The following is a 17,321-nucleotide window of genomic DNA, read 5'->3' on the forward strand; positions in this document are numbered from 1 at the left end:
ACGCACCGTATCGATGTTATTACCGATATTTGCCCGACGACATGAGCTCATGCCCAAACGTTCTGCCTGTGCAGACGGGCGTGTCTTGTCGGGTATGAGGGAGGCGACTAAAATAAACCGCCATTAGAATGGCGTCTTATAATAGATGAGCCGCTTATAACATGTACCGACCCGTGGCTACGACCTTCAGCGGCCATGACCTAGGAGATTCCATGACATTCGTCGTCACCGAGAACTGCATCAAATGCAAGTACACCGACTGCGTCGAAGTTTGCCCGGTGGACTGCTTCTATGAAGGGCCCAATTTCCTGGTCATTCATCCCGACGAGTGCATCGACTGTGCCCTTTGTGAACCGGAATGTCCCGCCGAGGCCATCTACTCAGAAGATGAGCTGCCCGACGATCAGAAACAGTTTCTGGAACTGAATGCCGAACTGGCTGAGACATGGCCGAACATCGCCGAGAAGAAGGACCCTCCGGAAGATGCGGAAGAGTGGGATGGCAAACCGGGCAAGCTGGAGTATCTCGAACGAGAATGAACATGCTGATGGCCCATGATCGTGGGCCATCAGCAAAAAAAGGCGACCCGAAGGTCGCCCGCTCCCAGCTACTCCTTTGAGCCACTCCCTTGGCTCGATTCCTTTGGTGACTTCCCTGCCGAGAGGCGACCTCCTGTCACACTCGGCGCACCACGACTAGCATCCCGTTGGCATCCTGCCGGAAAAGCGCTCCTCGCTTTTCCACATCCCGGGTTCATTTTGGCAGCTGAAGAGAAGTTCTCAAGGTGGTCAGAAATTGAAGCCGCAAGGAATCAGAGGCTTGAACTCTAAGCATGAGTTCTTTAATTTCAAGGAGTTGCATTATTTAATACATGGACGAATTGATCATTTTTTAACCACTATCGTCAAATTCTTCGGCGATATGTAAGCGATTTCCTACAAAACCTTAGGAAATCGCTTACACCGGCAGGCCGATCACAAGGCGATAACCGATATCACCTCAATGGCTCATTGTCCCTTGACCGCCTTGAGCCCCGGATAACTGGCCTGAGTACCCAGCGCCTGCTCGATCACCAGCAACCGATTGTACTTGGCGACACGATCACTACGACACAGCGAACCGGTCTTGATCTGTCCCGCATTCGTCGCAACAGCAAGATCGGCGATCGTCGTATCCTCCGTTTCACCACTGCGGTGGGAGATCACCGCCGTGAATCCGGCATCCTGCGCCATTTTCACAGCATCCAGCGTTTCCGACAGCGAACCGATCTGATTGAACTTGATCAGGATCGAGTTACCGATACGCTCGTCGATGCCCCGTTTGAGAATCCGGGTATTGGTCACGAACAGATCATCCCCGACCAGCTGGACACGGTCGCCCAGCTTGTCGGTCAGTGCTTTCCAACCGACCCAATCGGATTCGTCCATGCCATCCTCAATCGAGACAATCGGGTACTGATCGCACAGCTCGGCCAGATAGTCGACGAATCCATTCGCGTCATACGTCTTTCCCTCACCGGCCAGGTCGTATTGCCCGTTCTTATAGAACTCGGAGGAGGCGCAGTCCAATGCGAGGGTAATGTCCTTGCCCAACTGATAACCGGCATTCTCGACCGCCTGCTTGATGACATCGAGCGCTTCGGCATTGGACCCCAGATTGGGAGCGAATCCCCCTTCATCCCCTACAGCCGTGGACAGACCACGTGCGGCGAGCACTTTCTTGAGCGCATGAAATGTCTCGGCCCCCATGCGCAAGGCTTCACGGAAATTCGGCGCGCCGACGGGCTGGATCATGAATTCCTGGATATCGACATTGTTGTCGGCATGTTCTCCGCCATTGAGGATATTCATCATGGGCACCGGCATGATGTACTGTCCCTGACGTCCGAATAGCCCGGCGATATGGGTATATAGGTCATGTCCCTGTGCATTCGCGGCCGCTTTGGCTGCCGCAAGTGAGACAGCGAGGATAGCGTTGGCGCCCAGATTGGCCTTGTTGTCGCTCCCATCGAGTTCAAGCATGGCATTGTCGAGCTGGCGCTGATCGCGTGCATCCATGCCCAGCAGACGGTCACGGATCGCATCATTCACCGCGTTTACCGCTTTGAGAACTCCCTTGCCCAAATACCGGTTTTTGTCCCCGTCACGTAGTTCCAGGGCCTCACGGGAGCCCGTGGATGCACCACTGGGCGCACAGGCAACCCCCTTGGCGCCGCTCTCGAGCGTCACTTCTGCCTGGACGGTCGGATTGCCGCGGGAATCGAGCACCTCGAGGGCGCTAACATCAACAATCTTGGTCATGATGGTTTGATCCTTTCGTCGGTCAGCGTTGATCGAATACGAGTCGGTCGTTCACGGCTCCGCTCAGGAAATCTCAAGCGCTGGAAAGCCCTTGGTCAGATCGTCCAGGGCCTTGAGTTGAGCCAGAAATGGCTCGAGTTGGTCCAAAGGCAAGGCACAAGGGCCATCGCATTTGGCATTATCCGGATCCGGATGTGATTCCAGGAACAGGCCGGCCAATCCTACGGCCATCCCCGCACGTGCCAATTCCGCGACTTGCGCACGCCGCCCATCGGCACTGTCGGAGCGGCCGCCAGGGCGCTGCAGTGAGTGCGTGACATCAAAAAACAGCGGGTAACCGGTCTGTTTCATTTCACCAAAGCCCAGCATATCCACGATCAGGTTATTGTAACCAAAGCTCGTGCCGCGCTCGCAAAGGATGAGCCGACGGTTGCCGACTTCTTCGCATTTGCCGATGATATGGTGCATTTCGTGCGGAGCCAGAAATTGCGGTTTCTTGATATTGATCACCGCTCCGGTCTCGGCCATCGCAACGACCAGGTCGGTCTGACGCGCCAGAAAGGCTGGCAGTTGGATGATATCGGCGACTTCAGCCGCCGGTGCCGCCTGCCATGGTTCATGGACATCGGTAATTACCGGGACACCGAAACGCGACTTGATGTCGGACAGAATCCTGAGCCCCTCCTCCATCCCGGGGCCACGGAAGGAATGCACCGAGCTGCGATTGGCCTTGTCATAGCTGGCTTTGAAGACATAGGGAATACCGAGCCGTGTCGTGACATCACTGTAGGCATCAGCCACTTCAAAAGCCAGCTCGCGGGATTCCAGTACATTCATACCGCCAAGCAGCATGAAAGGTAGCGAATTGCCGGCTTTCAGGCCGGCAAATTCGATCGTGTGCTGTGTCGTCATCCAGTCTCCTCGCCTTACCGGCGCCTTTCAGCCTTGATGTTGACCTTGCTGTCGAGCTCGCTCCTGCTTCTTGGTCAGGGCAGCATTCACAAAGCCGGTGAACAGCGGATGGCCGTCCCTGGGCGTCGATGTGAATTCCGGGTGGAACTGGCATGCCACGAACCATGGATGATCAGGCAACTCGATCATTTCCACCAAGGACTGATCGAGACTGCGTCCCGATACGACCAGACCAGCCTCTTCGAGCCCCTCGATGAACTGATTGTTGACTTCATAGCGGTGACGATGGCGCTCGACGACCTCATCGGTACCATAAGCCTCGAACGCTCTGCTGTCCTTGAGAAGGTGGCAGACCTGCCCTCCCAGTCGCATGGTTCCCCCCAGATCGGATGCTTCGTCACGGAGCTCGATCTTGCCCTCGGGACTGAGCCACTCGGTAATCAGGCCGACCACCGGATGCTGCGTGTCATGCGTGAACTCCGTGGAGTTGGCGTCGGCCCAGCCGGCTACATGGCGGGCAAACTCGATCACCGCCACTTGCATCCCCAGGCAGATCCCTAGATAAGGGATGTGATTCTCGCGCGCGAATTGCGCCGTCGCGATCTTGCCCTCGACACCACGCTCGCCGAACCCTCCGGGCACCAGGATGGCATCCTTTCCCGCCAACCGCTCGATGCCGTGGCGCTCGATATCTTCGGAATCGATGTAATCGACGTTGACCTTGACACGCCCCTGAATCCCGGCATGGACCAACGCTTCATTCAGCGACTTGTAGGCGTCGAGCAATTCCATGTACTTGCCGACCATGGCAATGTTGACCGACTTGAGAGGATTGAGCTTGGCATCCAGTACCCGAATCCATTCGGACAAGTCCGCCTCGGCAGCATCCAGACGCAGCTTGTCGCACACGAATTCATCCAGTCCATGCTCACTGAGCATCAGAGGAATCCGATAGATGCTGTCAGCATCCTGAAGCGGTACTACGGCACGCTCTTCCACATTGGTGAACAGCGCGATCTTGCGCCGTTCACTTTCTTCCAATTCAACTTCGCTACGACAGATGAGAATATCCGGCTGGATACCGATCGAGCGTAGTTCCTTGACGCTATGCTGCGTCGGCTTGGTCTTGGTCTCTCCGGCCGTCTTGATATAGGGCACCAGGGTCAGATGCATGAAGATCGCCTGGCTGGCACCGACCTCACTGCGAATCTGGCGTATCGATTCGAGAAACGGCAATGACTCGATATCGCCGACAGTGCCACCGATCTCCACCAGGGCAACATCGAACCCTTTGCCGCCTTCATAGATTCGCTGCTTGATTTCATCGGTGACATGGGGAATCACCTGTACCGTCCCCCCCAGGTAATCGCCACGACGCTCCTTGCGCAGGACATTTTCGTAGACACGGCCGGTGGTGAAGTTATTGCCCTGGGTCATCTTGGTGCGGATGAAGCGCTCGTAGTGCCCCAGGTCGAGATCGGTTTCGGCCCCATCCTCGGTCACGAACACCTCACCGTGCTGGAAGGGGCTCATGGTGCCGGGATCCACATTGATGTAGGGATCCAGCTTGAGCATGGTGACCTTCAGGCCGCGTGCCTCGAGAATTGCCGCCAGTGATGCCGACGCAATGCCCTTGCCGAGGGAGGACACAACACCGCCGGTCACGAAGATATATCGCGTCATGGAAAACCTGTCGAAACGTGAGCTATGGGCGCAGCAGGAAACCGCACCAGGATGGGACGACAGAGTAGCAGATTCGGCCTAACGGCTCAATTTCGGGCTAACGACCACGAAAAGGAGGACGCATTGCTGCAACAATACGCCACACCTGACTCGTAGCCTGTAACCACCAGCTTATGCCCTTATACCCCAAGGTAGTCGAGGATACCTTCGCCGGCTTGTCGGCCTTCATAAACCGCCGTGACCACCAAGTCGGAACCACGCACCATATCCCCACCCGCAAAGATCTTTTCATTGCTGGTCTGAAAGGCAAAAGTGCCATACTCGGATGCCTGGATACGCCCCCGGTCGTCCGTCATGATGCGATTGGGCTCCAGCCATTCGATATCGGTAGGCTGGAAACCGAACGCGATGATCACCGCGTCAGCCGCCAGGATCTCCTCGGAACCTGGCACGACTTCCGGTCGCTGGCGGCCATTTTCGTCCGGTTCACCCAGACGAGTTCTGACCAGCTTGACCCCTTCAACCTTGTCGTCACCAATCACGGCGACCGGCTGACGATTGAACAGGAACTCGACACCTTCTTCACGGGCGTTGGCCACCTCGCGCTTGGAGCCCGGCATGTTCTCTTCATCACGACGATAGGCACAGGTGACGCTGACAGCAGACTGACGAATCGCCGTGCGGTTGCAATCCATGGCGGTATCACCACCACCCAGTACCACAACGCGCTGGCCCTCCAACGAGACATAATCGGCAGGATCCTTCTCGAATCCCAGGCAATGATTGACGTTGGCCACCAGGTAATCAAGCGCCTTGTGCACACCAGGAAGGTCTTCACCAGGGAATCCTCCCTGCATGTATTTGTACGTTCCCATGCCCATGAAGACGGCATCGTATTCCTCGAGCAGCGCTTCAATACCGACGTCCTTGCCAATTTCGGTATCGAGTCGAAACTCTACGCCCATCTCCTCGAACACCGCACGGCGACGTTCCATGACATGTTTCTCGAGCTTGAATTCGGGGATCCCGAAGGTCAGCAAACCGCCGATTTCCGGGTAGCGATCAAAGACCACCGGCGTGACGCCATTGCGGACCAGGATATCGGCACAGCCAAGTCCAGCGGGTCCGGCGCCGATCACGGCAACCCGCTTGTCGGTCCACTCCACACCGGACATATCAGGGCGCCAACCCAGGGCGAACGCGGTATCGGTGATGTACTTCTCCACCGAGCCGATCGTGACCGCACCGAAACCATCGTTGAGAGTACAGTCACCTTCACAGAGCCGATCCTGAGGGCAGACCCGGCCACATACCTCAGGCAAGGAATTGGTACGATGCGACAGCTCGGCCGCCTCCAGTATGTTGCCCTCACTGACCAACTTCAGCCAATTGGGGATGTAGTTATGCACCGGGCACTTCCATTCGCAGTACGGGTTACCACAGTGCAGACAGCGATGCGCCTGACCGGCCGCTTCCTGCGGCTTGTAAGGCTCATAAATCTCGGCAAACTCCTTGGACCGGGTGCGCGCGGCTTTCTTCTGCGGGTCCTGACGTCCCACATCGATGAACTGAAAATCGTTGTTCAGCTGACTTGCCATGGTTGCGTCTCCTCCGCTTACTCGGGCCGCCGACGGGATTCGGCCAACAAGCTATTCAAACTCGCTGCCTTGGGCTTCACCAGCCAGAAGTGGCGAATGTAAGCACTGAAGTCATCGAGAATGGCCTGCCCACGCTTGGATCCTGTCTCAGCGACATACTCCTCGATGACCTCCCGCAGATGGCGACGATAAGCCTCCATGGTCTCGGTGTTGATACGCTGGATCTCCACCAATTCGTGGTTGTACTTGTCGACGAAGGTTCGATCCTCATCGATGACATAGGCGAAACCGCCCGTCATACCGGCCCCGAAGTTGACACCGGTTTCACCGAGCACACAGACCAGCCCCCCGGTCATGTACTCACAACAATGATCACCGGCCCCTTCGATCACGGCGTGGACGCCTGAATTGCGCACGCCGAAACGTTCCCCGGCCTGGCCGGCGGCAAACAGCTTGCCGCCAGTGGCCCCATAAAGACAGGTATTACCGATAATCGCGGTCTTGTGGCTTTCAAAGGTGCTTTCAGGCGGCGGTACGATCACGATACGCCCGCCGTTCATGCCTTTGCCGACGTAATCGTTGGCATCGCCTTCCAGATAGAGATTCAGCCCACGTGCGTTCCAGACCCCAAAGCTCTGTCCGGCCACTCCCTTGAAACGCACGGTGATCGGCGCAGCCTCGAGCCCTTCTTCTCCGTAGCGCTTGGCGATGGCCCCGGAGCTGAGCGCAGCGACCGAACGGTCGCAGTTGGTGATCTCAAACGAGAACTCCCCCCCCGACTTGGCTTCGATTGCCGGTAACAGGGTATCCAGGACTTCCTTGTTCTTGCTCCCCGGGTCATGCGGCACATTGCGATCGACCTGGCAGAACTGAGGTGCGTCGGCCGGCACGAAATCGTTCTCCAGCAGCGCCGTCATGTCCAGATTACGCTGTGAAGGCGTTTGCCCCTCGATCATTTCGAGCAGATCGGTACGCCCGATGAGGTCAGTGAGTTTCCTGACACCCAGCATCGCCATCAACTCACGCACTTCCTCGGCGATGAAACGGAAATAGTTCTTGACCATATCCACGGTGCCACGGAAGTGTTCATCACGAAGGTATTGGTGCTGAGTGGCCACACCGGTTGCACAGTTATTGAGATGGCAGATGCGCAGGTACTTGCAGCCCAGCGCCACCATCGGTGCAGTACCGAAACCGAAGCTCTCGGCCCCCAGAATGGCGGCTTTGACCACATCCAGCCCGGTCTTCAGGCCGCCATCGGTCTGCAGGCGGATCTTGTCGCGAAGCCCGTTGATACGCAACGCCTGGTGCACCTCGGGCAAGCCCAGTTCCCAGGGACTACCGGCATGCTTGATGGAGGTAATGGGGCTCGCCGCGGTGCCGCCATCGTAGCCGGAGACGGTAATCAGGTCCGCATAGGCCTTGGCCACACCGGTAGCGATGGTGCCGATACCCGGCTCGGAGACCAGTTTCACTGATACCTGAGCGTCGGGATTGACCTGCTTGAGGTCGAAGATCAACTGCGCCAGATCTTCGATCGAATAGATATCGTGGTGCGGAGGCGGAGAGATCAATGTCACGCCCGGCACCGAGTAGCGCAGCCGGGCAATCAGCTCATTGACCTTGCCACCCGGCAACTGGCCGCCTTCGCCTGGCTTGGCCCCCTGGGCGACCTTGATCTGCAATACCTCGGCATTGACCAGGTAAGCGGGTGTGACGCCGAAGCGTCCCGAAGCGATCTGCTTGATCTTGGAGCTTCGAATGGTGCCGTAACGTGCCGGGTCCTCCCCGCCCTCGCCAGAGTTGGAGCGTCCGCCGGTTTCATTCATCGCCTGGGCCAATGCCTCATGGGCTTCCGGCGATAACGCACCGAGACTCATGCCGGCACTGTCGAAACGCAGTAATAATTCTTCGACCGGCTCGATTTCCTCAAGAGGCAATGGCTCGGATGCAGCCTTGAGCTCGAGCAGGTCACGAATGGTTGCCACTGGCCGTTCGTTGACCAATTCGGCAAACCTCTTCCACTTGGGATAACTGCCCTGCTGGACAGCTTCCTGCAAGGCCATTACCACATCCGGGTTGTAAGCATGGTATTCATGGTTATGCACGAACTTGGTCAACCCGCCCTGGGCGATGCCCTTACGCGGTATCCAGGCATCGCGGGCCAGCAATTCCTGCTGCATCTGCAGTTCACTGAAACCGGCTCCTTCGATGCGCGACGCCATGCCGGCGAAACACAGATCCATCACGTCGGATGAGAGACCCACCGCCTCGAACAATTGTGAGCCACGGTAGGAAGCCAGCGTCGATATCCCCATCTTGGAGAGGATCTTGAACAATCCCTTCTGGAGGCCCTTGCGATAGTTTTCGCGGGTATCGGCCGGGCTACCTGCCAACTCACCGGTGCGATGCAGGTCAGCCATGACCTGGTAGGCCAGCCACGGATAGACCGCCGTGGCACCAACCCCGAACAGAACCGCCATCTGATGAGCGTCACGGGCATAGCCGGTCTCGACCACCAGGTTGACCCGAGGCCGCAGCGCCAGGCGCCCCAGGTGATGGTGAATTGCACCAACCGCCAGGACAGCATGAATCGGCAGCTGCCCTTTCTCCAGTTGCGCATCGGACAGCACCAGAATCACCTTGCCGTTCCTGGCAGCCTGTTCGGCTTGCTGGCACAACGCCAGGATCGCCTGTTTCAGTCCCATTTCCTGCGGGTCATAAGCCAGCGACAACCTGTGGCTGGCGAAAGCGGGATCATCCTGGGTGACCAGTGCGGTGAATTTACGCGGCGACAGGATCGGCGTCGTCAGAATCAGGCGGTGGGCATGCTCCGGGGTCGCCTCGAAGACGTTGAGTTCGGCGCCACAGCAAGTCTCGAGTGACATCACTATCGATTCGCGCAACGGATCGATAGCGGGATTGGTCACCTGAGCGAATTTCTGTCGAAAATAGTCCGTCAACAAACGGTCATGGCGCGACAACACGGCCATCGGGGTATCATCCCCCATCGACCCCACGGCTTCCTGCCCGCTCTCGGCCAGCGGCCGCAGCAACTGATCGCGCTCCTCGAAACTGACCTGAAACATCTTCTGATAGACGTTCAACTCGCGAGCGTCGAGCGGCTGGAAACGCGCCAGCTCGGTCAGAGCCGATTCCAGGTATTGCGCCTGGTCTTTCAACCAGCGCTTGTAGGGATAGGCCGATTTGAGCCGGTTGTCGATGTCCTGGGTATGCAGCAACTCACCGGTTTCCGTATCGATCCCCAGAACCTGCCCCGGACCAACGCGCCCCTTGGCGACGACATCTTCCGGCTGATAATCATAGGTGCCGATCTCCGAAGCCAGGGTAATGAAACCGTTACGAGTCACCACCCAACGTGCCGGCCGCAAGCCATTACGGTCGAGCATGCAGACGGCATTGCGGCCATCGGTCATGACCATGCCCGCCGGACCGTCCCAGGGCTCCATGTGCATGGAGTTGTATTCATAGAAGGCACGCAGTTCGCCATCCATGGTTTCGACGTTCTGCCACGCCGGCGGAACCATCATGCGGATGGCGTTATAGATATCCATGCCACCGGCCATCAACACTTCAAGCATGTTATCCATGCTCGAAGAGTCGGATCCCGTCGTATTGACGATCTCGTCGAGCTCGGTGATGTCGGGCAGCAGCTCGTTGACGAAATTTTCCTTACGCGAATTGGCCCAGCCACGATTGGCCTCGATCGTATTGATCTCGCCATTGTGGGCCAGGAAGCGAAACGGCTGGGCAAGCGGCCAACGTGGAGCCGTATTGGTCGAGAAACGCTGATGGAAGACACAGATCGATGTTTCCAGACGCTCATCACCCAGATCCGGGTAAAAGGTCGGGAGGTCGACGGGCATCATCAAGCCCTTGTAAGACACCACACGTGTCGACAGCGAACAAACGTAGAAGTCTTCCTCATCGCGTAGTTGCTCTTCAGCACGCCGGCGCGCCATGAACAGGTCGACGGTGAGCTTGGCGTCAAGACGGTCATCGTCCGCTTCGACGAAGAGTTGGCGGATGCGTGGTAGACACTCCTTGGCCATGGGCCCGCACACGCTAGCGTTCGTCGGCACATTGCGCCATCCACGCACCGACAATCCTCGCGCTTGCAACTCCGACTCCAGCACGTCGCGTGCCCGACGTTCACGGGCATCATCGTCGGGCAGGAAGATGGAGCCAACAGCGAAGCCATCGCCCAATTCCACGCCCAGGCTTTCCTGTGCGACGGCACGCATGAAGCCCGTAGGCATCTTCAGCAACAAGCCACACCCATCACCTGTTTTACCATCGGCGGCGATACCGCCGCGATGTGTCATACAGGTCAGTGACTCGATGGCCGTCTTGAGCAGTTCGTGGCTTGCCTGGCCTTCCATATGGGCAATCAGGCCAAAGCCGCAGTTGTCACGGTACTCGCCGGGCTGGTGTAAACCTCGTTTCATGGGCGTGCCTCAACCAGGAATCTGTATATTGTTTCCGAGGAAAACAAATGCTATATTGAAAGGTTATTTTTCATATTTTTATTCAAAAAAATGCGTCTTTCTGGCGCGAGAAAAGGCCGTACAGCATAGCGACGCCTATCCCTACACGCAATTCCTCGGCTCGCAAAACCCCACCCAAGTTAGTGAAAAAACACCGTTTTTTCGTAAAACACGACAAATTTGCGATATATATCAGCAGCTTGAGTTAACGATACAGTTTGGGAATAACGATATAATCGTGAACCGGCAACCGCACCGCGCCCTCATGCCAATCATGCATGAGACATGCGGATTACGGTTCACAAGACCCTTCCCATGCGGGCTACAGGATCAGATTCGGGGATAATCGACCAGCAAGCCTTCGAGTGACGCATTCGGTACAGCTTCCTCGACATAGGCACAGCCGACCGTCTGAAGGAGCACCAGACGGATACGTGAATCGATATTCTTCTTGTCGAGGCGCATCACCGCGAGGAAATCGTCTGACGTCATGGATGCCGGTGCCGAAAGAGGCAGCCCGGCCGCATCGATGACGGCACGGATACGCGACACGTCCGATGGCGCCAGCCAGTCGAGCCGGCGCGACATCTCGGCCGCCATCGCCATGCCGACACCGACCGCTTCGCCGTGCAACCAGGCGCCGTAGCCCTGATGAGCCTCGATGGCATGGCCAAAGGTATGACCGAGATTGAGCAAGGCGCGTACACCCTGTTCGGTCTCATCTGCCGCGACCACTTCTGCCTTGATCGCGCAGCTGCGCAGAATGGCCTCACGCAGGGCGTCAGTCTGTAACTCCCGAAGCGAGGTCATCCGTGCTTCCAGCCACTCCAGAAAGCCGACATCGCGAATCAGCCCGTACTTGATCACTTCGGCCAGGCCTGCCGATAGCTCACGTGATGGAAGAGAGGACAACGTATCGGTATCGACGAGAACGGCCCTTGGTTGCCAGAACGCGCCAATCATGTTCTTGCCGCGAGGATGATTGACGCCGGTCTTGCCGCCCACGGATGAGTCGACCTGCGACAACAGCGTCGTTGGCACCTGGATGAATGCCACGCCACGCTGATAGGAAGCGGCAGCATAGCCGACCATATCACCGATGACACCGCCGCCCAGCGCGACCAGCGTACACCTGCGATTGAAGCCCGCCGCCAACAACGCATCCCAGATGCAGGCAACCGATTCCAGCGTCTTGGTGTGCTCGCCATCAGGCAAGACGACTTCTCGAACGTCGAGGTCAGACGGCAGGCCTTGCTTGAAGCGATCGAGATACAGCGGGGCAATGGTCTCATTGGTGACCACCATGACCTGACGCCCGGCGAGATAGGGCTGGATCCACCGGGAATCACCGAGAAGGCCGGGGCCGACATGAATGGGATAACTGCGCTCACCGAGCTCGACGGTCAAGGTACGGGGTGCTTGGCTGGGGGGCATGACACTCTCTTGCATGGTTAGGGCCGACGTAGACGGATATCAGGCATTGCACTTCAATGGATCGACCAAGCGTTTGATGCGGCGGACGATCTCGTTGGCCACAGACCGTGGACCTCGCCGGTCGGTACGCACCACGAGGTCGGACGTGGCGCGATACAGCGGATCACGTTTGGTGAACATGGTGCGCAAGATCTCTTCAGGGTTGCCATTCTGGAGCAGGGGACGATTGCGATCCTTGGCAGTCCGGCGCAACTGTTGTTCGACGGTCGTGTAAAGGTAGATGACCGTTCCCCGTTCCCGCAGCATCCGTCGATTGGCCTCACGCAGGACAGCACCGCCACCCGTCGCCAACACGACAGCCTCCTTGCCCGTCAGTTCTTCGATCATCTGCTGCTCACGTTCGCGAAACCCGGCCTCACCTTCGACATCGAAAATCCAGGGAATATCTGCGCCACAACGACGCTGAATCTCGTGATCACTGTCGTAGAACTCACGAGACAGCTCGGCCGCCAAAAGACGGCCGATCGTGCTCTTTCCGGCCCCCATAGGGCCCACCAGAAACAGATTGGGAAGATCCTGCATTAGCGAACGGCCATATTGTCATCGATGATTCGAGGGGTAATGAATACCAATAACTCTACCTGTTCACTGGCGTCTTGGGTATAGCGAAATAGTTGACCCAGCAGCGGCAGGTCACCCAGCAAGGGGGTCTTGAGCAGGCTGCTCATCTGTTCGCTGGAGAGGATACCTCCCAATACCACCGTCTCTCCGTCACCGACCAGAACCTGCGTTTCGATCTGGCTGGTATCAATGGCCAGAGCCCCATCGACACTGCGGTCGGACACCGTATCGTTATTGATCGCCAAGTCCATGATGATACGGTCGTCGGGAGTGATTTGCGGTGTGACTTCCAGTGACAGCACCGCTTCCTTGAAGTCCGTGCTGGTTGCACCACTGGATGTGGCCTCCTGATAAGGGATCTCGGTGCCTTGCTTGATCACTGCTTGACGCTGGTTCGCCGTGATGACACGCGGCTGCGAAATGGTCTGGCTCTTGCCTTCACTTTCGAGCGCCCGAAGTTCCAGATCGAGCAATACATCACCCGAGAGGTAACCGAAACTCAATCCGGTCATGGCCTGGGCCGGATTGCCAAGATCCACCTGTAATCCCCCCATGGCACGATCGAGCCCCTGCGGATTGCTTTCACGAGCACCGAAGCCCGTCCTGTCGTCAGCTTGCTGAAATCCCCCCGTACTCGACGCCGACCAGTTGACGCCCAACTCCTTGGTGACACTATCACGGGCAATGACGATACGTGCCTCGATCTGCACCTGGCGAACGGCGATATCGAGCCTTTTCACGGCCTCGAGAACTCGCTCGATCCGTTCGGGGATATCCTGGAGAAGCAGGGTATTGGTACGCCCATCGGCACTGACATGTCCACGCTCAGATAGCCACCCAGGCCCGTCACTGCCGCGTAGCATCTCGGCCAACGTTTCCGCTTTAGCATAGCGCACGGCCAGATAGGCGGTTTCCAACGGGAGCAGCGCTTCCTCTTCATTTTGCGCATCAAGTACGTCGCGTCGCTGATCAGCGAATTCCCCGGCCGGTGCAACAAGCAGGACATTACCCTCCTGCCGGCTGTCCAGTCCCTGGCTCTGAAGTATCAGACCCAGTGCCTGATTCCAGGGGACATCCACCAGACTCAGAGTGACCTCTCCTTGCACACTGTCACTGACCACAAGATTCAAACCGGTATATTCGGCAAGGACCGCCAGTGCTTCCCGAACATCGATTGACCGAAAGTTCAGGGATAACGGCTCGCTACCATATGCAGGTTCGACACCCGACCCATCATGCCCATCCGGACGGAATCCCGCCGCCTCAGCGGCGATGCCTGGCGATATCCAGAACCCTGTCGGCGACAGCCCCACTGCCAACAGGACGGCCACAATACGCACCCCCTTCCTCCCTTGCATCATTCGCTTGTTCCATTCCCCGTGTCATCATCGAGTGACAGACGACTGATATGTCGAGCCCAGCCTCCCTGCCCGTCAGGTCTCTTTTCGGCAATCGTCATGCGGGTAGCGTCTATCGCTACGACCTCACTAGCACTGTCTCCCAGATAGGCGCCCGGCTGCACCAAGTGAACACGCCCTCGGGGGTCACGGATCAAGGCCGAGTACCGCTCTCCAACGGCAAGGGTGCCAACCAGGGCCAAATCCTCCAGCTTGAAGGCTGCTAGCGACACCCTGGATCTTTGCTGCTCGGCCCTTTCAGACTGGCTATCCATGATGTCAGCCTGCGGATCGCGAGCCTTGGCAAGAAAAGGACTCCGCTTATCACCATGGTGATAAGCGAAACGGGGATAGACCGGCACATAGCTCGGGACACTCTGCGACGAACCGGTAGAGGAGGCCTGGGCAGCCAATCGTCGTTCAAGGCCACTCAGATCGGGGTCGACACACCCGGCAAGCGATGCCAGCACTCCCCAAATCGCGACCTCAGGCCAACGCATCATCGCTCTCCCCGAGAAGCCTTCACATCCGTATCCCATCGATCGCTATAAGTGCGTACCAACATCGATAGACGCAACTCGTTCGAACCGCTGTCGACTGGCGCCAATGTAAAATCGTGCTGTGTCACCAGAAAGGACATGTTCGCCACCCCCGACAGGAAGGCAGCTATGCGGTGATAGTCACCCCTCACCTGAATATCGAACCCGGATTCCGTATAAAATGGCTCCCGAACCGGGGCTCGGAGGCGAATGAAATCGACGGCAAGCTGGTTATCCCGCGCAATATCGTTGATAGCATCCACGACCGCCGGAATTTCCTCCTCATCAGGCAGCATGGCCTTCAACGTCTCACTGCGCGCCTCGAGCTCAGCAATTCGGTTCCGCAGACCGGGCACCATGGCGGCCTTGGCAATTTCCTGCCGATAGTCGAGCAGCAACGACTCCTCGCGCTGCTGGGCATCCAGCCAGGCCTGTCTGGTCGGCAGCACCAGATACCACCCCATCACCACCATGACCAGCACCACCGACACGAAACAGCACAACAAGTGAAGCATGCCGGGCCAGCGTCCTGCCTCCTTGAGGTCCAGATCACGCCAGTCCACATCGCGAAAAGCTCGCCACTCACGACTCAGGTTCATGGAACGTTCTCATGGCCTGATTCATTTTGAGTTCGAAACGTCGCTGTCCATCGATGTCTGACTCGACTTCAGTCAGGACAGGCGAATCGAACGCCGGTGACATTCCCAGCGCACTCAACTGTTCTGACACGCGCGCATTGTCCCGGGCCAGACCGACGATATGCAGCGTCTGACCCCGGCGCGAGACATGACGGTAATGGACCCCTTCCTGAAGCGTCATGACCAGCTGGTTCATCACACGCACACTGCGCGGACGGCGAAACTGTAAATGGGTGAGGGCATCCACCTCCGCCTGTATCCGCTGGCGGTCGGTTTTCAATGCGTCGATCGAGGGCATGTCGCGGCCAAGCCGTTGAATACGAGCCTCAATGAGCAGGTTGCGCCTTTCCTGGGCCGAGACTGCCTGGCGGTAATGAATCGCCATTCCTCCACACACGGTGGCAGTCAGGCATACGGACATCACCAACGTACGGTAAAAACGTCGGGCACGTCGACGCCGCAGCTGCTCACGCCAGGGCAACAAGTTGATTTCAATACTCACCGCTCCGACCTCATCGCCAGCCCGCAAGCGGTAACCCAGGCAGGCGCTGTGGCCATCACCCCCTGATTGACATCCGCACCGGCGACCGCCAGGGCGCCAAATGGGTCGGCTGCCGCCACCTTCAGACGGCCATGTGCCGTCAGTCGCTCCTGAAGTCCAGGAATCAAACTTCCGCTACCGGCCAGGATCAATTCACCGACGTCTTCCTGCTGTCCCGTCGTACCGAAGAGCTGCAGGGAATGCCCGACCTGTTGGCCCAATGTCTCGACGAAGGGGACCAGCACTTCCCTCTCGTACGCTGACGGCAGATTCCCGCAACGCATGGCGCTCACAGCTTCATCCCGGGTCACCCGATATCGACTACAGACATCATCGATCAGTCGTTGCCCACCGACCGGAAGATCTCGACTATAAAGACTGCGCTCATTCTGAAATACGTGCAGGGCACTGGACTCAGCACCGACATCAAGCAGTGCGACACCGGCTGCCTGGTCGCCGTCACCGGCATGAAAGGCTGACAACACTCGCCCCATGGCAAGTGTCTCCAGGTCGACTCTGCAAGGGTGCAAATCTGCCCGAGTGACGATATCGGACAACAGTTCTACGTATTGGCGCCGACAGGCAACCAGCAGGATGGACTGCTGCTCATCGTCAGCCGTTGTCGTAGGCAAACGCTGAAAATCGAAGGCGACATCATGGAACGGGAAGGGGAAATCGTCTCCGACCTCAAGAGGAATCCGTGCTTCGACTTCATCCTCATGCAAGGAGGCCGGCATCGGAAGGACCCGGGTGATGGCGGCATTCGAGGGTACTGCCACGCAGGCATGGCGCGAAGTGAAACTGCCCTGTCCCAACGCTGCACGGATCGACGCGACAACGGCTGTCGCATTCTGAACACGGCGCTCCACCACTGCCTGTGCCGGCAACGGCTGCTCCGCCTGACCCAGAACGCGATATCCTGAGGCCGTCCGCTTGAGTTCAATGGCCCTGACCGCCGTTGAAGTGATATCGATCCCGATCGTTCCCTGACCGGACCTTCTCGACCACACCTGGTTTGTCTCCCAACGAATCCTTGTCGGTCGTCCGCTCGCCTAGCGCTGAACATCCTGTCCAGATGCGGACCATATTAGCAACACAAAATACATGATATCGCAGAAACTCATCGCCGAACACATTGTCTTGGTTTCAA

13 protein-coding genes are annotated in these 17,321 nt (G+C 57.7%); 1 reads left to right on the forward strand and 12 read right to left on the reverse strand.

Annotated features, from left to right (window positions below; all coding sequences use genetic code 11):
• The first annotated feature begins 212 nt into the window (after positions 1 to 212).
• Positions 213 to 539, forward strand: coding sequence for a ferredoxin FdxA (gene fdxA, locus BLW01_RS05275; protein ID WP_092568435.1), 327 nt, complete (start codon positions 213 to 215; stop codon positions 537 to 539).
• A gap of 468 nt (positions 540 to 1,007) precedes the next feature.
• On the opposite strand, the gene eno is transcribed toward fdxA, so the two are convergent.
• The 12 genes from eno to pilM form a co-directional block, all read right to left on the reverse strand.
• Positions 1,008 to 2,300: a phosphopyruvate hydratase gene (gene eno, locus BLW01_RS05280; RefSeq protein ID WP_092568436.1), complete on the reverse strand. Its 1,293-nt coding sequence runs from the start codon at positions 2,298 to 2,300 to the stop codon at positions 1,008 to 1,010.
• 63 nt (positions 2,301 to 2,363) lie between these two features.
• A complete protein-coding gene (gene kdsA / locus BLW01_RS05285) occupies positions 2,364 to 3,212 on the reverse strand; it encodes a 3-deoxy-8-phosphooctulonate synthase (RefSeq protein ID WP_092568437.1) in 849 nt (282 codons plus the stop codon).
• 27 nt (positions 3,213 to 3,239) lie between these two features.
• Positions 3,240 to 4,895: a CTP synthase gene (locus BLW01_RS05290; protein ID WP_092568438.1), complete on the reverse strand. Its 1,656-nt coding sequence runs from the start codon at positions 4,893 to 4,895 to the stop codon at positions 3,240 to 3,242.
• A 179-nt stretch (positions 4,896 to 5,074) separates the two neighbouring features.
• Positions 5,075 to 6,493 (reverse strand): FAD-dependent oxidoreductase, encoded by a 1,419-nt coding sequence (locus BLW01_RS05295; RefSeq protein ID WP_092568439.1) that lies wholly within the window; start codon positions 6,491 to 6,493, stop codon positions 5,075 to 5,077.
• Positions 6,494 to 6,510: 17 nt separating this feature from the next.
• Positions 6,511 to 10,962, reverse strand: coding sequence for a glutamate synthase large subunit (gene gltB / locus BLW01_RS05300; protein WP_092568440.1), 4,452 nt, complete (start codon positions 10,960 to 10,962; stop codon positions 6,511 to 6,513).
• A 369-nt stretch (positions 10,963 to 11,331) separates the two neighbouring features.
• A complete protein-coding gene (gene aroB / locus BLW01_RS05305; RefSeq protein ID WP_229806387.1) occupies positions 11,332 to 12,435 on the reverse strand; it encodes a 3-dehydroquinate synthase in 1,104 nt (367 codons plus the stop codon).
• Positions 12,436 to 12,474: 39 nt separating this feature from the next.
• Positions 12,475 to 13,017, reverse strand: coding sequence for a shikimate kinase AroK (aroK, locus tag BLW01_RS18640; RefSeq protein WP_092568442.1), 543 nt, complete (start codon positions 13,015 to 13,017; stop codon positions 12,475 to 12,477).
• Positions 13,017 to 14,417, reverse strand: a complete 1,401-nt coding sequence (locus BLW01_RS05315; RefSeq protein WP_092568443.1) for a type IV pilus secretin PilQ — start codon at positions 14,415 to 14,417, stop codon at positions 13,017 to 13,019. The genes aroK and BLW01_RS05315 overlap by 1 nt, the downstream gene beginning before the upstream one ends.
• Positions 14,414 to 14,956, reverse strand: a complete 543-nt coding sequence (locus BLW01_RS05320) for a pilus assembly protein PilP (protein WP_175529776.1) — start codon at positions 14,954 to 14,956, stop codon at positions 14,414 to 14,416. Before BLW01_RS05320 ends, BLW01_RS05315 begins: the two co-directional genes overlap by 4 nt.
• Positions 14,953 to 15,591 carry a type IV pilus inner membrane component PilO gene (locus BLW01_RS05325; RefSeq protein WP_092568445.1) on the reverse strand — a complete coding sequence of 213 codons (639 nt, stop codon included), beginning with the start codon at positions 15,589 to 15,591 and terminating at the stop codon, positions 14,953 to 14,955. Before BLW01_RS05325 ends, BLW01_RS05320 begins: the two co-directional genes overlap by 4 nt.
• Positions 15,575 to 16,132, reverse strand: a complete 558-nt coding sequence (locus BLW01_RS05330; protein WP_092568446.1) for a PilN domain-containing protein — start codon at positions 16,130 to 16,132, stop codon at positions 15,575 to 15,577. The genes BLW01_RS05325 and BLW01_RS05330 overlap by 17 nt, the downstream gene beginning before the upstream one ends.
• A complete protein-coding gene (gene pilM / locus BLW01_RS05335) occupies positions 16,129 to 17,181 on the reverse strand; it encodes a type IV pilus assembly protein PilM (RefSeq protein WP_175529777.1) in 1,053 nt (350 codons plus the stop codon). Before pilM ends, BLW01_RS05330 begins: the two co-directional genes overlap by 4 nt.
• Positions 17,182 to 17,321 lie beyond the last annotated feature (140 nt).

It is taken from the genome of Aidingimonas halophila, from assembly GCF_900106955.1.
Classification (GTDB): domain Bacteria; phylum Pseudomonadota; class Gammaproteobacteria; order Pseudomonadales; family Halomonadaceae; genus Aidingimonas; species Aidingimonas halophila.

Coding starts and splice junctions, on each gene's coding strand:
- aroB (WP_229806387.1), bottom strand. CDS start 12,435: ATGCCCCCCAGCCAAGCACCCCGTACCTTGACCGTCGAGCTCGGTGAG.
- kdsA (WP_092568437.1), bottom strand. CDS start 3,212: ATGACGACACAGCACACGATCGAATTTGCCGGCCTGAAAGCCGGCAAT.
- gltB (WP_092568440.1), bottom strand. CDS start 10,962: ATGAAACGAGGTTTACACCAGCCCGGCGAGTACCGTGACAACTGCGGC.
- BLW01_RS05325 (WP_092568445.1), bottom strand. CDS start 15,591: ATGAACCTGAGTCGTGAGTGGCGAGCTTTTCGCGATGTGGACTGGCGT.
- BLW01_RS05315 (WP_092568443.1), bottom strand. CDS start 14,417: ATGATGCAAGGGAGGAAGGGGGTGCGTATTGTGGCCGTCCTGTTGGCA.
- aroK (WP_092568442.1), bottom strand. CDS start 13,017: ATGCAGGATCTTCCCAATCTGTTTCTGGTGGGCCCTATGGGGGCCGGA.
- fdxA (WP_092568435.1), top strand. CDS start 213: ATGACATTCGTCGTCACCGAGAACTGCATCAAATGCAAGTACACCGAC.
- eno (WP_092568436.1), bottom strand. CDS start 2,300: ATGACCAAGATTGTTGATGTTAGCGCCCTCGAGGTGCTCGATTCCCGC.
- BLW01_RS05320 (WP_175529776.1), bottom strand. CDS start 14,956: ATGATGCGTTGGCCTGAGGTCGCGATTTGGGGAGTGCTGGCATCGCTT.
- BLW01_RS05295 (WP_092568439.1), bottom strand. CDS start 6,493: ATGGCAAGTCAGCTGAACAACGATTTTCAGTTCATCGATGTGGGACGT.
- BLW01_RS05290 (WP_092568438.1), bottom strand. CDS start 4,895: ATGACGCGATATATCTTCGTGACCGGCGGTGTTGTGTCCTCCCTCGGC.